This is a genomic window from Corynebacterium accolens (assembly GCF_023520795.1).
Classification (GTDB): domain Bacteria; phylum Actinomycetota; class Actinomycetes; order Mycobacteriales; family Mycobacteriaceae; genus Corynebacterium; species Corynebacterium accolens.
In genome coordinates, this window is sequence record NZ_CP046605.1 from 299,161 (window position 1) to 314,974 (window position 15,814).

At 56.8% G+C, this 15,814-nt stretch carries 18 protein-coding genes and 3 pseudogenes; 14 read left to right on the top strand and 7 right to left on the bottom strand.

Features of this window, described 5'->3' with window-relative positions; translation table 11 throughout:
* Nucleotides 1-38 precede the first annotated feature (38 nt).
* Nucleotides 39-1,231, top strand: a protein-coding gene (locus CACC_RS01445; protein ID WP_155802809.1) for an IS3 family transposase whose coding sequence is annotated in 2 segments (ribosomal slippage) — nucleotides 39-318 and nucleotides 318-1,231 — 1,194 coding nt in all. Because the reading frame shifts where the segments join, the coding sequence is not laid out codon by codon here.
* 275 nt (nucleotides 1,232-1,506) lie between these two features.
* Here the strand turns inward: CACC_RS01445 and CACC_RS01450 are convergent.
* Nucleotides 1,507-2,133 (bottom strand): hypothetical protein, encoded by a 627-nt coding sequence (locus CACC_RS01450; RefSeq protein ID WP_155802668.1) that lies wholly within the window; start codon nucleotides 2,131-2,133, stop codon nucleotides 1,507-1,509.
* A gap of 646 nt (nucleotides 2,134-2,779) precedes the next feature.
* Between CACC_RS01450 and CACC_RS01455 the strand changes: the two are divergent.
* Nucleotides 2,780-3,959, top strand: a pseudogene (locus CACC_RS01455) (IS3 family transposase).
* Here CACC_RS01455 and CACC_RS01460 read toward each other — a convergent pair.
* Nucleotides 3,960-4,754 carry an ArsR/SmtB family transcription factor gene (locus tag CACC_RS01460; RefSeq protein ID WP_005276583.1) on the bottom strand — a complete coding sequence of 265 codons (795 nt, stop codon included), beginning with the start codon at nucleotides 4,752-4,754 and terminating at the stop codon, nucleotides 3,960-3,962.
* 29 nt (nucleotides 4,755-4,783) lie between these two features.
* Between CACC_RS01460 and CACC_RS01465 the strand changes: the two genes are divergently transcribed.
* The 3 genes from CACC_RS01465 to CACC_RS01475 are packed head-to-tail and all read left to right on the top strand — an operon-like array spanning nucleotide 4,784 to nucleotide 7,682.
* Nucleotides 4,784-5,662: a ThiF family adenylyltransferase gene (locus CACC_RS01465; RefSeq protein ID WP_035108266.1), complete on the top strand. Its 879-nt coding sequence runs from the start codon at nucleotides 4,784-4,786 to the stop codon at nucleotides 5,660-5,662.
* Nucleotides 5,659-6,321, top strand: coding sequence for a formyltransferase family protein (locus CACC_RS01470; protein ID WP_005276586.1), 663 nt, complete (start codon nucleotides 5,659-5,661; stop codon nucleotides 6,319-6,321). The genes CACC_RS01465 and CACC_RS01470 overlap by 4 nt, the downstream gene beginning before the upstream one ends.
* Nucleotides 6,318-7,682, top strand: a complete 1,365-nt coding sequence (locus tag CACC_RS01475) for an MFS transporter (RefSeq protein ID WP_005276588.1) — start codon at nucleotides 6,318-6,320, stop codon at nucleotides 7,680-7,682. The genes CACC_RS01470 and CACC_RS01475 overlap by 4 nt, the downstream gene beginning before the upstream one ends.
* A gap of 638 nt (nucleotides 7,683-8,320) precedes the next feature.
* On the opposite strand, the gene CACC_RS11725 is transcribed toward CACC_RS01475, so the two are convergent.
* From CACC_RS11725 to CACC_RS01485, 3 genes and pseudogenes are all read right to left on the bottom strand, one after another.
* Nucleotides 8,321-8,554: an integrase core domain-containing protein gene (locus CACC_RS11725; protein WP_367317131.1), complete on the bottom strand. Its 234-nt coding sequence runs from the start codon at nucleotides 8,552-8,554 to the stop codon at nucleotides 8,321-8,323.
* Entirely contained in the window at nucleotides 8,514-9,227 is a 714-nt protein-coding gene (locus tag CACC_RS01480; protein ID WP_005280357.1) for an IS3 family transposase, read from the bottom strand. Before CACC_RS01480 ends, CACC_RS11725 begins: the two co-directional genes overlap by 41 nt.
* 178 nt (nucleotides 9,228-9,405) lie before the next feature.
* Nucleotides 9,406-9,604: pseudogene (locus CACC_RS01485) on the bottom strand (hypothetical protein).
* Nucleotides 9,605-9,618: 14 nt separating this feature from the next.
* On the opposite strand from CACC_RS01485, the gene CACC_RS11615 reads away from it, so the two are divergent.
* On the top strand, nucleotides 9,619-9,744 hold the full coding sequence (locus tag CACC_RS11615) for a hypothetical protein (protein WP_255342443.1): 126 nt from the start codon (nucleotides 9,619-9,621) through the stop codon (nucleotides 9,742-9,744).
* Nucleotides 9,745-10,147: 403 nt separating this feature from the next.
* Here CACC_RS11615 and CACC_RS01490 read toward each other — a convergent pair whose 3' ends face one another.
* Together CACC_RS01490 and CACC_RS01495 are read right to left on the bottom strand one after the other, a co-directional pair.
* Nucleotides 10,148-10,474 (bottom strand): hypothetical protein, encoded by a 327-nt coding sequence (locus CACC_RS01490; RefSeq protein WP_023016632.1) that lies wholly within the window; start codon nucleotides 10,472-10,474, stop codon nucleotides 10,148-10,150.
* Nucleotides 10,475-10,476: 2 nt separating this feature from the next.
* Entirely contained in the window at nucleotides 10,477-10,989 is a 513-nt protein-coding gene (locus tag CACC_RS01495) for a hypothetical protein (protein WP_035108267.1), read from the bottom strand.
* Between the two features lie 239 nt (nucleotides 10,990-11,228).
* On the opposite strand from CACC_RS01495, the pseudogene CACC_RS01500 reads away from it, so the two are divergent.
* The 8 genes and pseudogenes from CACC_RS01500 (at nucleotide 11,229) to CACC_RS01530 (ending at nucleotide 15,803) form a co-directional block, all read left to right on the top strand.
* Nucleotides 11,229-11,427: pseudogene (locus tag CACC_RS01500) on the top strand (hypothetical protein).
* A gap of 178 nt (nucleotides 11,428-11,605) precedes the next feature.
* Nucleotides 11,606-12,319 (top strand): IS3 family transposase, encoded by a 714-nt coding sequence (locus CACC_RS01505; protein ID WP_249852961.1) that lies wholly within the window; start codon nucleotides 11,606-11,608, stop codon nucleotides 12,317-12,319.
* Nucleotides 12,285-12,512 (top strand): integrase core domain-containing protein, encoded by a 228-nt coding sequence (locus CACC_RS11730; protein ID WP_302526375.1) that lies wholly within the window; start codon nucleotides 12,285-12,287, stop codon nucleotides 12,510-12,512. The genes CACC_RS01505 and CACC_RS11730 overlap by 35 nt, the downstream gene beginning before the upstream one ends.
* A 237-nt stretch (nucleotides 12,513-12,749) precedes the next feature.
* On the top strand, nucleotides 12,750-13,082 hold the full coding sequence (locus tag CACC_RS01510; protein WP_005276599.1) for a hypothetical protein: 333 nt from the start codon (nucleotides 12,750-12,752) through the stop codon (nucleotides 13,080-13,082).
* Between the two features lie 179 nt (nucleotides 13,083-13,261).
* Nucleotides 13,262-14,593, top strand: coding sequence for a DUF445 domain-containing protein (locus tag CACC_RS01515; protein ID WP_005276600.1), 1,332 nt, complete (start codon nucleotides 13,262-13,264; stop codon nucleotides 14,591-14,593).
* A 33-nt stretch (nucleotides 14,594-14,626) separates the two neighbouring features.
* A complete protein-coding gene (locus tag CACC_RS01520) occupies nucleotides 14,627-15,061 on the top strand; it encodes a CGLAU_01105 family protein (RefSeq protein WP_005276602.1) in 435 nt (144 codons plus the stop codon).
* Nucleotides 15,062-15,066: 5 nt separating this feature from the next.
* Nucleotides 15,067-15,357: a DUF2516 family protein gene (locus tag CACC_RS01525; protein WP_005276604.1), complete on the top strand. Its 291-nt coding sequence runs from the start codon at nucleotides 15,067-15,069 to the stop codon at nucleotides 15,355-15,357.
* Nucleotides 15,358-15,359: 2 nt separating this feature from the next.
* Entirely contained in the window at nucleotides 15,360-15,803 is a 444-nt protein-coding gene (locus CACC_RS01530) for a hypothetical protein (RefSeq protein ID WP_005276605.1), read from the top strand.
* Nucleotides 15,804-15,814: the final 11 nt, after the last annotated feature.

Here is a 15,814-nt window from a genome sequence, read left to right on the forward strand (position 1 = left end):
CAGCCCAGTCGAGCTGGGAAGAAAGGTAATCTACCACCATGTCCAGGTACTCCGAACAGTTCAAACGCGATGCCGTGGCCCTCTATGAGAACAATGAGGACCTCTCGCTGAACTCAGCATCAGCCGAGCTCGGAATCAATCGAGCCTCGCTGCATTCTTGGGTCAAAAAGTACGGCACCGGCAAACGTGCTCGCACAAAGGCCATGCACGATAAAGCCCAAGCGGCGAATGATTCCGAGCGAATCCGCCAGCTAGAAAAAGAGAACGCAAAATTGCGCGAAGAGCGCGATATTCTGCGCAAGGCCGCCAAATATTTTGCCGAAGAGACACGCTGGTGATCCGCTTCCAGTTTGTCTATGACCACCGAACCGAGTACTCGGTCAAGCGGATGTGCCATGTGTTAAAGCTCAATCGCTCCTCGTTCTACAAATGGGTCAATACCCGCGAAAATCGCAGGTTAAAGATGTGCTCTGATGCTCTTATTGGTGCAAGAATCAAGACCATCTTCGATGATGAGCACGGGCTTTATGGTGCCAAACGCATCGCCGCAAGCCTCAACGACGATACGGACCTCGGCCCGACCAATCATAAGAAGGTCGCACGCATCATGAAATCGATGGGGATCAAAGGCTTTACCAAACGACGTCGATGCATCACCACCAAGCGCAAGCCTGGCCACCGTGTCATGCCAGATTTAGTAGGCCGCAATTTCACCGCTGACAGGCCGAACCACGTCTATGTAGGCGACATCACCTACCTGCCGTGCAAGGGAGGCAAAAACATGTATTTGGCTACAGTCATTGACACCTATTCACGGAAACTTGCAGGTTATGCACTCGCAGACCACATGCGTGTCTCACTGGTCATCGATGCCCTAGCCCACGCACACGGTGTGCGTGGCAGTCTTGACGGGGCTATTTTCCATTCCGATCACGGCAGCGTGTACACCTCACAAGCGTTTAGAAACTACTGCTCGTCGCTGGGTGTACGCCAATCCATGGGCGCGGTGGGAACGAGTGCCGATAATGTCCTGGCAGAGTCATTTAACGCCACCTTAAAACGTGAAGTGCTGCGTGATCGGAAAGTCTTTGATAATCCCATTATCTGCCGTCAGGAAGTCTTCCGGTGGTGCATGCGCTACAACACCCGCAGGCGCCACTCCTGGTGCAATCTTGTGGCTCCTGATGTCTTTGAAGCCGAGACTTCAGCTATACTAGCTAAAGTCGCATAGTTAACCCCCGATGTGTCCACTTTCCGGGGGTCGGGCCCTTTCCCTAAAGAGGAGTAGGAGTTAAAACAAGTAGATTAACTGTTAAGGCAATGGACACAACGATAGAAGTTGCCCTCCAAAAAAGAACCTTACCTCTTTTAAGACTATTAAGCTGGGGCCATTTAATGTCCGCAGCAACCCAAAGAAGAGGAAAGAAAAATAGGTAGGGAAACCCAGCAACGGCTGCGCCCATAGAAATCAAAATTATCGAGGCAGGTAAAATCCCCGACCCTGCTTTAGTTGCAGGTCTTGTCTGCATTGTACTCTCCTGAAGGTACAATATTTGCTGTGATGCATTCAGTCCGACGGTTCAACTTTACTTGACTGAAAGTCTCAGAAGACTTAGACGTCCAAGTTCCATTTCCAGTCGCGTATGCGACTGGATCATTTGCGTGACCGTCGTATGACCACGTTGGAGTTTTGGTCTCACCGCCAGCATCAATTACTTTGACGCTATCAATACTTACGCCGGGGTTCCCGCAAATTTCGACGGTCTGCCACCATGTGTAAAGTGTGTTTCCAAGCAAAGCTTTCTGCTCGAAATGCACACCATCCTTGCGGCAATAGTCTGCAGATCGTGTCGCGGTTCCCGAGTCTGCTGCCTCAGAAACAACAACATCACCAGGAGTATTATACTTATCAAAAGCTTCTCGATCAGCCGATGATAGCTTTTCAATGGCTTCTTCGGGAGCCGAGGATTCCATAACACGGTTGGTCACTTCCTTGGCTTTAGATAGCTCAACCGAATTACCTTCACTATCTGCCATAGCGGGAGCTTGCATGCCACTGGCCATGCTCAGTGCGAAGACTGCACTTGCTGCAAAAGCTGACAACTTCTTGTGATTTTCAGTGTTGGTTTTCATCTGAATTCCAATCTGAGTTCTTATCGTCCTAGTCCTTGACAAACATAACCTAACGCGTGAAGGGGGCAAGGGACAATCATTCGACTTTTTGCGTAGCGGAATTGTTATATTTCCAGCGTGGCCTAACGCCGGCATCGAAGCCGACACGGACGGAGCAACCGTCACCAAGACCGCCACCTCAGTCCGGCAACGACCACCCCGCCCGGAACTGGACTAGCCCCTAGAAAAACAAAGACAAAGCACCCTACGGGGTGCTTTCATTTTTGTCCTGCCAAGTCTGCGCTGATTTACCATCATTAGGCCACTTATCCCCAGGGTTTCACCTGCGATTAAACCTATTTTCCCAGGTCGCTTATAACTATATCCCTGTATCTCTATACCCAGGGGTGATCAACCAACAAAACGTCATCTTGTGGGTTACGGTTTAGGCTCCCGCCTCGCCTTACGGCTCGTTGGGCTGCCGCCCAAATCAATAGATTTGGTTGCCACCAAGACACCCCACCGCAACTACACACCTTATTGCCCTTACGGGTAACCCCACAGTATTTACAGTCAGCACCCGTACCTTGCGCGAGAGGACCTGACCCCCTGGTGGTGGACACGCTGAAACCAGCATGTCGCTGGGGAAGTGAGGTACCTTTCCACCATGCCACGCAAGACCTACACCGAGCGGTTCAGGGGTCAACCGCAACTCGCTGCGCAGCTGGCGCGATGCCTTCGGCACACGCACCAAAACCAATGCCAACGGTGAGAAGGTCGCCAGCCTCATCGCCGCGTCGGACTCCGCCACCGCTGCCTCAGGACTGTCGGACGCCGAGCGCATCCGCGTACTGGAACGCGAAAACGCCAAACTCCGCGAGGAACGAGAAATCCTTCGTAAGGCGGCCAAGTATTTCGCGGAAGAGACGAACTGGTGAACCGCTTCCGGTTCGTTGACGACCATCGAGACCTCTACGAGGTCAAGCGGTTATGCCAGGTCTTGAAACTCAATCGGTCCTCTTACTACGCCTGGAAATCAGCTGCCCCTGCCCGCCGGCAACGCCTCGTCGATGACGCGGTGCTGGGAGCGCAGATCAAGACCACCTTCAACGCCGAGAACGGCTGCTACGGCGCGAAATGAGTGACTGCGGCGATCGACTCCGATCCCGTCAACGACCGGGGCAAGGGCGGCCGTCTCAATCACAAGCGCACCGCCCGGCTGATGCGGCAGATGGGCCTTTTTGGTTTCACCAGGAAACGCCGGGTGAAAACGACGACGTCGAGTAAACGGGACCCGAGGTTTCCGGATCTGCTGCAACGCCGGTTCACTGCGGACAGGCCGAACGCGGTCTACGTCGGCGACATCACGTACCTGCCGATCGTGGACGAGTCGAATATGTACCTGGCCACGGTTATCGACTGCTATTCGCGGCAGTTGACGGGGTTTGCGATCGTTGATCACATGCGCACCGAGTTGGTTGAAGAAGCCCTGACGATGGCCCGGAAGGTTCGCGGGAGCCTAGACGGGGCGATCTTCCACTCGGATCACGGCAGTGTTTATACCTCTGATCAGTACCGGAGACTATGCGTGCGCTTCGGTGTCACCCAGTCGATGGGCGCGATCGGGACGAGTGCGGACAACTCGTTGGCGGAGTCGTTCAACGCCTCGTTGAAGCGGGAAGTCCTGCAGGATGAGTCTAGTTTTCACTAGTCAGTTGGCCTGCCGCCAGGATGTGTTTCGGTGGTGCACGCGGTACAACACCAAACGATTGCATTCATGGTGCGGTTACCGCTCACCGAACGCCTTCGAAGACGCCGGGTTAGCTACACTTACTATCGCATCGTGATTAAATCCCCGTGTCCACTTTCCGGGGTTCGGGCCCATTGAGGGAGATCCCCGCGTCGTTGAGCGCTGCCCGCCCGGTGGGAGTGAGACGCACGGCCCGGGTACGACCCCTGCGGGAAAGCCATTCCTTATCCAGCAGAGTCTTGCAGATTCCCGTGCCGAGAGGGCCGGCGAGGTGGAAGCGGCGTTCGGTGGAGTCCATGCACGACCTGCCCGTGTCGAGCATCTTCGGGGGCACACCCCACTGTATGAACAAGCGATGACCTTGATTAGTGACCTGACAGTGCGAGTCGATGAACTCGTGCTCTTCCAGTTGTTCAGCCAGGCGCACCCCGAGCTTACCGGCGAGGTGCTGATAACAGGTGCGGCCTTCACGTAGGTTCGCATTCGCCCGTGACGCGCTGAGGCTGTGAGGAGTGGGCAGGGGCGAGCGGGCGACCACGCCAAGGCTCTCGACCACTCGTGCGATGTCTTCCCCGGCCAGGCGAATGTAGCGGTGCCGGCCCTGCCGAATGTCGTGGACGAGACCGTGGGTGACGAGCACGTCAACATGCTCGCTCGCCGTCGACCGGGCCAGGCCCGCGTACCTGCCAAGTTCACCAACCGTCCAGGCCCGCCCGTCCATGAGCGCAGCACACATGGCCGCCCGCGACGAGTCAGCCAGAGCCGACGCGACTGTCGAGATATCCGGGACCGCTTCAGGAAACACGCGCGCAACCATGCCTCCAGTGTGCACCCGGAACTGTTCGGTGACGACCGAACAATCGCAGGCATAGTCTGAACTCACCAGATTCATTGCATCAGGAGGCGAAGGGAGCGATCGCGATGAACGGGGACCGCCAACGGCTACGCGGGCACTACGATGAGGACTTCTACTGGGAACGCGTTGACCGCAACCTGGGTTGGCTCGGCGACACCACCGAGGAACAGCGTGAACGCCAAGCACGGTTGCGCGATGCCGTGATCGGCATCGTCGGCACCGGGGGCATCGGCGGTGCCGCAGCCGCCCGCCTGGTGCGCATGGGCGCACTCAACCTGAAACTGGCCGATCCCGACCACTTCGACCTGACTAACGTGCAACGCCAGTACGGCGCCGGGCGAGACACGATCGGCCGCAACAAGGCCGAAGTCGTCGCGGAGCAGGTCTTCGCACTGACCGGGGATGCCAACATCGATGTCTTCCCCGAGGGCATCACCCCGGACACGGCTGAAGAGTTCATGGACGGCTGCGACTATGTGATGGACCAGATGGAGTTCTACCAGATCAGCAACCGCTACGCCCTCCATCGCGCCTTCCGCGCCTCGGACCGGTGCAGGTTCATGTTCAAGATCCCGACCGTCGCGCACTCGACGGTCGTGTTCACCTACACGAAGGACTCGATGCCCATCGAGGAGGTCTACGATCTCCCCGAGGATGCCGAGTTCACCCCGGACGTGATCCACCGGCTGATGGAACGCATCATGCCCGAGCATCAGGACTTCCCCTCGCCAGGCACGCTGGATGAGTGGTTCGTGGAGAAGCAGACGATGCCGATCTTCGGAGCCTGCCCGCCCCTGGCCGAAGGCATCCTCGTTGAACGCCTCGCCCAAGAGATCATGGACTTGCCCGGCCGTACGCCTCTGCCCGTGCAGCCCGGGTACGCGCTCTTCGACACCCTGACCTGGGAAGCGAAGACCGTTGAGAAGGCGTGGTGGGCGAAATGACACGCATGGTGCTCTTCACCGAGACCAATTCCGTCTTTGGCTCTTACTTCCTCACCCGACTTGCCAGGCACGATGATGTCATCCTGGCGGCTGTGGTGCTGCGTGAACCCGGCACACTCTGTGACTACTACCTCGATGAGCCCGAGCCCCTCGACCTCGCGAAGGACGCCGCCGAGCTGGATGTGCATACGCTGCGGCCGGCGCACATCAACACCGACGAATTCATTACCGCCATTGGGGGCCTGGCGCCGGACTACTTCATCGTCGCCAACTACCAGCTGCGGCTCGGGCAGCGACTCCTCGCGGTTCCGAGCTACGACGCCCTCAACTTCCACCCCAGCCCGTTGCCCCGCTATGCGGGGCTGGCACCGTTCTATTGGATGGCCGAGAACCACGAGACCCAGGGCGGAGTCTCCGCAGTGCGAACGACAGCTGGGCTCGACGAGGGCCCCCTCGTCGCCCAGCAACTCCTCACGCTCACCGGGGGAGAGACGGCCAGGGAGATCCGGGACATGCACTTCGCCGCGTCCTGGCGCCTGTTCGATCTGGTGCTGCCGACACTACTGGACCGGTCCTACCGGACCTGGGATCAAGACCTGAGCAAGCGCACCTACTTCGGCCACCCGCCCGCCGAGGCTTCGCTGGAGTCTCGCGTATGACCGCGCATCGGCACACGGCGCTGGTCGCGACCCTCCTCGGTTTCTTCATCGTCATGCTCGATACGACCATCGTCAATGTCGCCCTCGCCGAGATCGGCACTGACCTCGACACGACGGTGGGCTCACTGCAGTGGGTCGTCGACGCTTACACCCTCGTGTTCGCCGCGTTCCTTCTCACAGCTGGGGCCGCATGCGACCGTCTCGGGGCCCGCAGGGTCTACCTCGCTGGCCTGGTGGTCTTTGCTGTACTCTCGGCCGTGTGCGCCCTCGCTCCCACAGGCGGGTTCCTCGTCGCTGGTCGCACCGTCCAGGGCGTGGGCGCGGCAGCGATCGTGCCGGGCTCTCTGGCATTGCTGTCGGCTGTGTACGACGATCCGAAGGAACGAGCACGCGCCATCGGGCTGTGGGGCGGCGCAGGAGGTGTTGCCGCCGCGATCGGACCGGTCCTGGGCGGAGCGCTGGTGTCGGCGATCGGGTGGCGGGCGGTGTTCTGGGTCAACCTCCCCATCGTCGCTATCGGCTGTCTGCTCACCTTGTGGGCAATTCCCGCGCTCACGGGCAGTCGCGCGAGACGGGTGGACCTACCCGGACAGGTGCTCTCCGTGCTCACGCTGGTGGCAGTAACCTATGCAGTCATCACCGCAGGCGAACACGGATGGTCACCCTGGCAGGTAGCCGCGCTGATCGCCGGGGGCGTCTTCCTCGCCCTGTTCATCATCGCAGAGCGACGACATCCGGACCCGATGCTGCCGATGGCCTTGTTCACTCGTGCCCGGTTCTCCGTGGCCGCAATGGTAGGGCTCGCGCTCAACATCAGCTTCTTCGGACAACTCTTCGTGCTCTCCCTCTTCTTCCAGCAGTACCTGGGATACGAGCCGTGGCTGGCAGGCCTCGCGCTGGCACCACAGGCGTGCAGCGCCGTGGTCGCGTCACCGCTGGGCGGCCGTGCCGTCGCCCGGTGGGGCGCGTTCCCCACCATGCTCACCGGCCTGGTAGTCGGCACGATCGGCTTCAGCAGCCTCGTGCTGCTCACCGCAGAAACCCCTTACGTGGTGGTCGCGGTGTTGACCTTCACAGCTGGATTCGGGATGGCCTTCGCGATGCCGGCCGCGACCTCGGCCGCAGTGGCCTCGGCCCCGCCGGAACATGTCGGCATTGCAGGAGGAGTCATCAATGCCGCCCGCCAGACCGGCAGCGTCGTCGGCGTCGCAGTCCTCGGCGAAATGGTCGCCAGTGGAGCGTTCCTCACAGGCTTCCACACAGCCGTCGCGGTCGCCGGTGGAGTCTTCGGTGCCGCAGCGCTCGTAGTTGTTGCCACCATCATCAGTCACCTACAGGAGCCAGTTACACCTGAAGTTTAGAATCATTGTGTGATGAAGCACCATCGGAGGAGGTCGAAGAAGCCGCCAGTCGAACGCGTACTGTGCTCCGAAACTGGTAAACGCGAATACGAGCACTATGATGACGCCGTGCACGTAGCACTGAAACGGTCGCGACGGGCAGGGCCGCTGCGGATCTACGAATGCCCCTCGTGCGGGTCGTGGCACCTAACCAAGCGCCCTGACTGGGGTAAACCACCGGCGAACTAATGACACTGTACGGGTCTGTCTCGGCGAGGAACGCTCCGGAGCGCGTCTTTCCTGGACGCTCCAGGAGTTTCGTTCTCATGCATAGGCAGCCGAGGCGCGCTGCAAGGCTTGTAGCCCTGAGGTCAGTCGCCTAGGGCTTTGTACCATGAAACTAGGCGCGCCAGCGACCATAGGCCATGGTCAGAGAGTATGAACACTGGTGACCAGATAGCAGGTCGCTTGTGTCAGGCAATGCGCCGGCGCATTGCCTGACCAGTATGAGCAACAGAGCGCGCTCAAAACGTTAGGGCGCGCACGCGCAAAAGAGAGCAGTCCCTTTTCGTAGTCACCTATGCTCCTCAGCCCACCGGGGTATGCACACAGCGCTCATACACTAAAAGAGTCACACTGAAGTGCCCCGAGTTTTGTTCCTAGGCATTTGCCTTGTTTTCCATTATTGCCTGTGGCAAGTTCTGCTTCCAAAACTCGGTTTCCACCTCGACCGGGGTTCGGTATCCCAAGCTTTGGTGGAGCCTAGTCTCGTTCCACCATGACACCCACTCGAACGTCGCGATTTCTACCTCTACAACGTCATCCCACCTGCGGGTATGGACTAGCTCGTTCTTATGAGGGGCCGTTAACGTTTTCAGCCAGAGCATTATCATAGGAGTCACCAACACTTCCGGTGGAAGCTGTAATGCCGTGCCGGGTAAGTCGCTCGTTGTAGACAACGCTGACGTACTGCGAGCCGTGATCCGAATGGTGAATGAGACCTGTTGTTTCCTCAGCACTCACAATCGCTTGGTTGAGTGCTTGCAGCGGCAAAGCTTCGGTCCGCATCGAATCTGACAGCGCCCACCCGACGATCCGCCGGGAGTAGACGTCGGTGACAAACGCGGTGTAGACGAATCCTTTTCGTGTCCGTACATAGGTAATGTCAGCCACCCACAGCTTATTCGGTCCTTGAGCTTTAAATTCACGCTCGACCAAATCCGGGCGCAAATCAGGCACGTTAGCTTTTCGGGTTGTAATCGGTGATCCGCCTTTGCCTTTGCCAGAAACGCCAGCTAGGCGCATCAGTCGGGCGGTTTGTTCACGACCGATATCGATTCCTTCACGGCGAAGAGCATGCCACATTTTCCGCACACCGTAGACACCATAATTATCCCGATGAACAGCACTAATGCGTTCAACCAACGCAGCATCACGAAGTCGACGAGCACTTAACCCGCGAGCCTTGGACTGGCGATACCCACGCGAGGTGATAAACCCACCAGCCCGGTTATTTTTCAACGTCTTGCAGATGAACTCGGGCAGTGAAACGATTCCGGTTTTCATCGATGAACCGGATCATTTCTTAACGTTTCGGGTCGAGTTCCGACGCGAAAAAGCTGACGCGGCCTTCAACAACTCATTAGTATCGCGTAGCTGGTGATTTTCACGACGTAGCCTCGCGTTTTCGGCAGCCACATCTTCAGGCACAGGTTCTGGGGTTCTTCCTGCACGGCGAGCAGGCTTAAGTCCATTGACGAGCTGTGTGCCATGAAACCCCCAGCTTTGGGCCTACTGCCTGGCACGCGGGGCGCATCGACATATTTTCCGCCAAGATGCGGTCCTCCACGAGACGGACCACACGGTCCTTCGCATCCTGGTCAAATTTTCTCGGCATGTTCCAGATTTTCCCATCTACTCAAACGGAACAAAACCTGGGACACTTCACCAAGAGCGAATGAAAAATGTAGTAGCTCTTGCTAAACAAGGGAATTGGTCTGAGGCGTCTGAAGAGTTCCGCGAGCAGACAGGTGCGGATATTAAAATGAGTGTCTTTGCAGCTCAAATTGCTTCTATTGTTTAGGCACAAAGAAGTTCCTGTTCAACAGGTGTAATGCGCTTTCCTAAATAAGAGTTCTGAGACACGATAAAAGACTAAACGGGTAAGAACCTTTAAAGGTTCTTACCCGTTTAGTCTTTCCGCCTTGACCGTGTGGGAAGTCAGCGCGGGTGGTGACATCGGCCATGGACGCACTTTTTCGGCGCTTACCTTGATTATTAGTACTGTCTTGAAACCAATATATTTGGGCACATTTGTAGATGAAGGGTACCCAATCAGGAGCGTCCTCCGCTTCTGCGGCTGACGTACTCCTGACTCACTTAAGTGGTAATTGCCGTTCTTAGATCACATCAGGAAATTGATGCGTTTACTTATGGGGTCGACGCCGCTCCAGGAGAAATAAAAACGAGTATGCATATGGCATGCTTTAAGACAAGGTGTAAATGACAATACCAATAATGGCAATGACTGCCATTATTATAGAAAAAGTAATCAACCTCTTATCGTATGGAAGTTCATAAACTGAAGGGGACACTTCCTTAGCTGCTGTCTTTACGCTCCCCAGCATGAGGGCTGTGAACAATAGAAATGTTAAAAGGTGAGCCCACCAAGGAACGGGATTGCTCCATGTTATGAAAACGTTAGCAGACGTGAAAATCCCTGCCATAAGGAGAGCGAGTGTGATGGGGCGCATGTTATTCCCGAAGGATGTTTTCACTCTGCCGTCGAGAGCAAATGAGGTGAGATTAGCCATGCTTAACATCCTACTGCAGTTGCTGCTGCCCCCGCCGCAATGGTGCAAGGGATTCCTGCGGCTCCAGCGGTTCCCGCTGAAGCGGGAATGCATACAAGGCCTTCAACTGCTGCCCCTACACCCCACTTGACCCATTTATTGTTGGTGCAGGCCCTTTCAGCAATCCCCGAAGATGACACGGGGACGATGGTCCCGTCCTTATCTTGGAAAAGCTTCATGTCTTTAGGTAGTTCTGCATCTACTGAAGCGACTAGATCGCCGTGTTTATTATGTACATTTACGGTTGCCCCGGAGAGTGTTACTTTATCTCCGCTTTGCAGGTGAGGCTTAAGCCCTACGCCGTCCATTGCATCAAATGATCTGCGTCCGTCCTTTGAGTCAAACGTCAAAGCATCTTTTTTCGTCTCTTGTTGTGCATGATTGCCAGTTGCGGCTTCGGCTTGAGCGGCAGTGGCTAGCCCTTCACTCGTCGCCAGCGCAAGCGCGATAGAGGCAAAGATTTTCTTAACGGACATTTTATAAAACCCTTTCCTGGTACGTGAGTGACTAAATTCGTCACCCTATCGATATGTGAAATTAGAGACTTTTTTATTTATTCATCAAACGTTCAAGCGGTCAAGCGAAAGGAGTGAAAATTAACCATATGTTTACAACACCCTCGATAGCTCACCGCATATTAATTAGGAAATCACCCTATAGACAAAGAGGTTACGAGAACGTTAATTGTGCATAAACTCTGAAATGTTGACTTGAAGTGTCCCAGGTTTTGTTCCGTTTGAGTAGATGGGAAAATCTGGAACATGCCGAGAAAATTTGACCAGGATGCGAAGGACCGTGTGGTCCGTCTCGTGGAGGACCGCATCGTGGCGGAAAATATGTCGATGCGCCCCGCGTGCCAGGCAGTAGGCCCAAAGCTGGGGGTTTCATGGCACACAGCTCGTCAATGGACTTAAGCCTGCTCGCCGTGCAGGAAGAACCCCAGAACCTGTGCCTGAAGATGTGGCTGCCGAAAACGCGAGGCTACGTCGTGAAAATCACCAGCTACGCGATACTAATGAGTTGTTGAAGGCCGCGTCAGCTTTTTCGCGTCGGAACTCGACCCGAAACGTTAAGAAATGATCCGGTTCATCGATGAAAACCGGAATCGTTTCACTGCCCGAGTTCATCTGCAAGACGTTGAAAAATAACCGGGCTGGTGGGTTTATCACCTCGCGTGGGTATCGCCAGTCCAAGGCTCGCGGGTTAAGTGCTCGTCGACTTCGTGATGCTGCGTTGGTTGAACGCATTAGTGCTGTTCATCGGGATAATTATGGTGTCTACGGTGTGCGGAAAATGTGGCATGCTCTTCGCCGTGAAGGAATCGATATCGGTCGTGAACAAACCGCCCGACTGATGCGCCTAGCTGGCGTTTCTGGCAAAGGCACAGGCGGATCACCGATTACAACCCGAAAAGCTAACGTGCCTGATTTGCGCCCGGATTTGGTCGAGCGTGAATTTAAAGCTCAAGGACCGAATAAGCTGTGGGTGGCTGACATTACCTATGTACGGACACGAAAAGGATTCGTCTACACCGCGTTTGTCACCGACGTCTACTCCCGGCGGATCGTCGGGTGGGCGCTGTCAGATTCGATGCGGACCGAAGCTTTGCCGCTGCAAGCACTCAACCAAGCGATTGTGAGTGCTGAGGAAACAACAGGTCTCATTCACCATTCGGATCACGGCTCGCAGTACGTCAGCGTTGTCTACAACGAGCGACTTACCCGGCACGGCATTACAGCTTCCACCGGAAGTGTTGGTGACTCCTATGATAATGCTCTGGCTGAAAACGTTAACGGCCCCTCATAAGAACGAGCTAGTCCATACCCGCAGGTGGGATGACGTTGTAGAGGTAGAAATCGCGACGTTCGAGTGGGTGTCATGGTGGAACGAGACTAGGCTCCACCAAAGCTTGGGATACCGAACCCCGGTCGAGGTGGAAACCGAGTTTTGGAAGCAGAACTTGCCACAGGCAATAATGGAAAACAAGGCAAATGCCTAGGAACAAAACTCGGGGCACTTCAGTGTCTCGCTTGATGGTTCCTCATCATTCCCCTGGACTACGGGTTCAAGACGGTGATAATGCCCATGGCGGAGCATCGGTCTCCGATCAGCCTGGAGGTCTGGTCCTATAAAACTCATTCTTCCTTCACTCTTGGTATAGTTTTTCGTAGGGATTGAAGGCCGACAGAAATCACAGCCACCCTCGATTCGAATGTACAAAGATACGTGAGTGACTATGTTAAAAGGAATCACCTACGCATCGCTGGGTATGTTAGCGGTCTCCTCCTCCCTGTGGGCCATGTACATGCAAGACAATGCATTTGTGATTATGAGCCTGCTTTTTGGACCAGTGGTCACTATATGGCAGATTCATCTCTATAAGGTGACGATTCCAAGCGCCGTTAATTTTATTGCGATAACCACTGGGATTGTGTCGGCTTTAGGTTTTGCAGTCCGGGATGATTTTTCAAATTTAACTAAAGCATTCTTAAGCTTTGGCACTGCTGGCGCATTGATCGCCTATGTTGGTTTCGCCGTTGTAGTGATTATTAATTCTCGCCTGAAGTGAAGGCCGTGGGAAGTTTTCAGCTCCTCAATCCCCACCTTTACCCAGCTGCCTAAAGGCTTAGGGGCGATACAAATCCTAATCAAACGATTTTAGCCAAGCCAGCTTTCTTGCCCCTTTGCAATGCCAACTAGTGTTATAGAGCGAAGCTCGAATGCACCTACGAACTCCAAGGAGAATTCATGACGCACCGCTCGGACGCAGAGCTCGATACGGCGAGGGAGCCGGCATCGTCAGGCACCGGTGTGCCGCAGGCCGGCAATCAGGAGGCGCGCCGGGCGGACCTGCGGCGGTGGAAAGCGATTGCGCTGTCGCTGCTTTTGCTGGCGGCGGTGATCTTTTTGGGGTGCTCGTGGTGGCAGGCATCGGAAAGCGGAGCGCCGGTGTGGGTGGGCTACGTGCGTGCGGCGGCGGAGGCTGGCATGGTCGGTGGCCTGGCGGACTGGTTTGCGGTGACTGCACTCTTCCGCCGGCCGATGGGCTTGCCTATCCCGCATACCGCGCTGATTCCAAATAATAAGGACCGCGTGGGCGATGCGTTGAAGGACTTTGTGGAGGAGAATTTCCTGACCGCGGATGCGCTGAGCGCTAAGGTGCGGGATGCGGAGCTGCCGCTGTGGTTGGCGCGCCAGGGGGCAGAACCCGGCAAGGCGGAGGAAGTCTCCGAATGGATTGGTCAGCGCGCCGCCAGCGTGGTGGAGGACCTCGACCCGGCTGAGGCGGAGCAGTTCATCCGCACCCAGGTCATGGACCGCCTGGCGGAGCCGGAGTGGGGGCCGCCATTGGGCCGGTTGCTGGAGGGCTATATCGCGGACGGCAAGGCGCGCCCGCTGGAGGATGACCTCATTGACTGGGCGCACAAGAAGATTCTTGGCATGGAATCGACGGTGGTCACGGCCATCGATGAGCGCATGCCCGGGTGGGCGCCGCGCTTTGCTCGCGAGATGGTGGGGGACAAGGTCTATAACGAGCTCGTCGAGTTCGCTGATGAGGTTCGCCGCGATGGCAACCACGAGGCCCGCCTGGCCATTCGCCGCAACTTGTCCAAGCTGGCTGCGGACTTGCAGTGGGATGCGGATATGCGCGAGCGCATCGACAGCATCAAACAGGAGATGCTCGCCTCTGATCAGGTCCAGCAGGCGCCGGCAGCGATGTGGCGCACGATTTCCACTACGCTAATTGATCAGTTCAATGACCCGGAATCCTTCCTGCGGCAAAAGATGACGGCCAAGGTGAAGGAATTGGCGCACCGTTTGCTCGAGGATTCCGAGTTCCTAGCCCAAGCCAATGACCTCGTGGACAAGGCCGCGCGCTACGCGGTGGAGAAATTCGCCCCGGAGATCATCGCGATCATCCCGGAGACCATTAAGCGTTGGGATGCGCAGGAAGCCTCCCAGAATATCGAGCTGATGGTGGGGAAGGATCTGCAATTTATTCGCCTTAACGGCACGATCGTCGGCTCTCTGGCAGGCTTGGCCATATATGCTGTTAATCATCTCATTTTCGGCGCCTAATGCGCCGGAATAATTCATCACACGGAGGTTTTCATGACTGAGAAGAAGAAGCTTTTTGATTCCCTGAAGGAAGCTGGCGCGTCCGCGCTGAATACCGCCAAGGACTTCGGTGGCCGCCTGCAGGAAGAGCGCGAGAACCAGGGTGCGCAGGGGGCGGGCGCACAGGACCCACAGGGCGATAAGGACGGCATGCTGGATAAGGCCACCACTACCGCCAAGCAGTGGGGCGCGTCCATCAAGAAGGCCGCGGAAGAAACCCGCGACTCGGAGGCTTTCTCTGAGGCGAAGGACAAGTTCGCGGATGCGTACCAGGAAACCCGCGAGGGCGTGAAGGACGCGTATGGCTATGCCCAGGAGCGCGTGAACGAGAAGAAGAACGCGCCCAAGAACGGTAATTCCGCTGCGGCGGACAAGGACGATAATATTATCGATGGCGAAGTTATCGATACCGACGAACCCACGAATTAATCTGCATGTACGTTTTACTTGACATTGCCTATAAGTTTCCCATCTACTTCTTCCAGGCCCTGACCATTGCTGCCATCATCGGTGCTGTCCTCGCGGCATCTACGCGCGAGGACGCGTTTCGGGCCGGCGACCGCAAAGGTAAATGGGTATGGGTAGGCCTGCTTGCGGGCTCGGCGGTGGCGATGGCTACCGGCCTGCAATTTTTGGCGTGGATTGGCACGGTCATCACCGGCATCTACTGGTTTGACGTGCGCCCGCAGCTCAAGGCCATCATCAACGGCGACTACAGCTACTAAGCATGAAAAATCTCCTGCACGCTTCCGCCGCCGAGGTTAGGGAGCAGGCCACGGGGCAGCATGTTTTGGTCTCGCCGCACCACGTGACGGTGGCGGCTGCAGCAGAGCCGGCGGGCATTACCGCCGTGGCGGGCTATCCCACCGGCCGGCACCACACGCTCATCAAGGCCTCTGAGGCCCGCCTGGCCATCCAGTCCGGCGCGGACGAGGTCTGGGTCAGCGTGGACGCCACGCTTGCCGATGCCACCCCCATCCTCTCCGAGCTCGTAGCCATCCGCGAGGCTTGCCCGGACCCGGCCCGCGTGGGCCTCATCCTGCCGGAGGCGGAACCGGCACGGTCCCTCGCGGAAACCGCTGCCGCCCAGGCCGGTTTTCACAAGATTGTCATAGGAAAAGGCAGCGAGCTGTCCAGCTCGCTGCCCGTCGTAGAATTTCCCGCCGCCTAAGTCGCGCCCTA

What these genes read in the sequence shown, in the direction of transcription:
- CACC_RS01450 (WP_155802668.1), bottom strand. Translation starts at nt 2,133, where the DNA reads ATGAAAACCAACACTGAAAATCACAAGAAGTTGTCAGCTTTTGCAGCA.
- CACC_RS01460 (WP_005276583.1), bottom strand. Translation starts at nt 4,754, where the DNA reads ATGAATCTGGTGAGTTCAGACTATGCCTGCGATTGTTCGGTCGTCACC.
- CACC_RS01465 (WP_035108266.1), top strand. Translation starts at nt 4,784, where the DNA reads ATGAACGGGGACCGCCAACGGCTACGCGGGCACTACGATGAGGACTTC.
- CACC_RS01470 (WP_005276586.1), top strand. Translation starts at nt 5,659, where the DNA reads ATGACACGCATGGTGCTCTTCACCGAGACCAATTCCGTCTTTGGCTCT.
- CACC_RS01475 (WP_005276588.1), top strand. Translation starts at nt 6,318, where the DNA reads ATGACCGCGCATCGGCACACGGCGCTGGTCGCGACCCTCCTCGGTTTC.
- CACC_RS11725 (WP_367317131.1), bottom strand. Translation starts at nt 8,554, where the DNA reads ATGATAATGCTCTGGCTGAAAACGTTAACGGCCCCTCATAAGAACGAG.
- CACC_RS01480 (WP_005280357.1), bottom strand. Translation starts at nt 9,227, where the DNA reads ATGAAAACCGGAATCGTTTCACTGCCCGAGTTCATCTGCAAGACGTTG.
- CACC_RS11615 (WP_255342443.1), top strand. Translation starts at nt 9,619, where the DNA reads ATGAAAAATGTAGTAGCTCTTGCTAAACAAGGGAATTGGTCTGAGGCG.
- CACC_RS01490 (WP_023016632.1), bottom strand. Translation starts at nt 10,474, where the DNA reads ATGGCTAATCTCACCTCATTTGCTCTCGACGGCAGAGTGAAAACATCC.
- CACC_RS01495 (WP_035108267.1), bottom strand. Translation starts at nt 10,989, where the DNA reads ATGTCCGTTAAGAAAATCTTTGCCTCTATCGCGCTTGCGCTGGCGACG.
- CACC_RS01505 (WP_249852961.1), top strand. Translation starts at nt 11,606, where the DNA reads ATGAAAACCGGAATCGTTTCACTGCCCGAGTTCATCTGCAAGACGTTG.
- CACC_RS11730 (WP_302526375.1), top strand. Translation starts at nt 12,285, where the DNA reads ATGCTCTGGCTGAAAACGTTAACGGCCCCTCATAAGAACGAGCTAGTC.
- CACC_RS01510 (WP_005276599.1), top strand. Translation starts at nt 12,750, where the DNA reads ATGTTAAAAGGAATCACCTACGCATCGCTGGGTATGTTAGCGGTCTCC.
- CACC_RS01515 (WP_005276600.1), top strand. Translation starts at nt 13,262, where the DNA reads ATGACGCACCGCTCGGACGCAGAGCTCGATACGGCGAGGGAGCCGGCA.
- CACC_RS01520 (WP_005276602.1), top strand. Translation starts at nt 14,627, where the DNA reads ATGACTGAGAAGAAGAAGCTTTTTGATTCCCTGAAGGAAGCTGGCGCG.
- CACC_RS01525 (WP_005276604.1), top strand. Translation starts at nt 15,067, where the DNA reads ATGTACGTTTTACTTGACATTGCCTATAAGTTTCCCATCTACTTCTTC.
- CACC_RS01530 (WP_005276605.1), top strand. Translation starts at nt 15,360, where the DNA reads ATGAAAAATCTCCTGCACGCTTCCGCCGCCGAGGTTAGGGAGCAGGCC.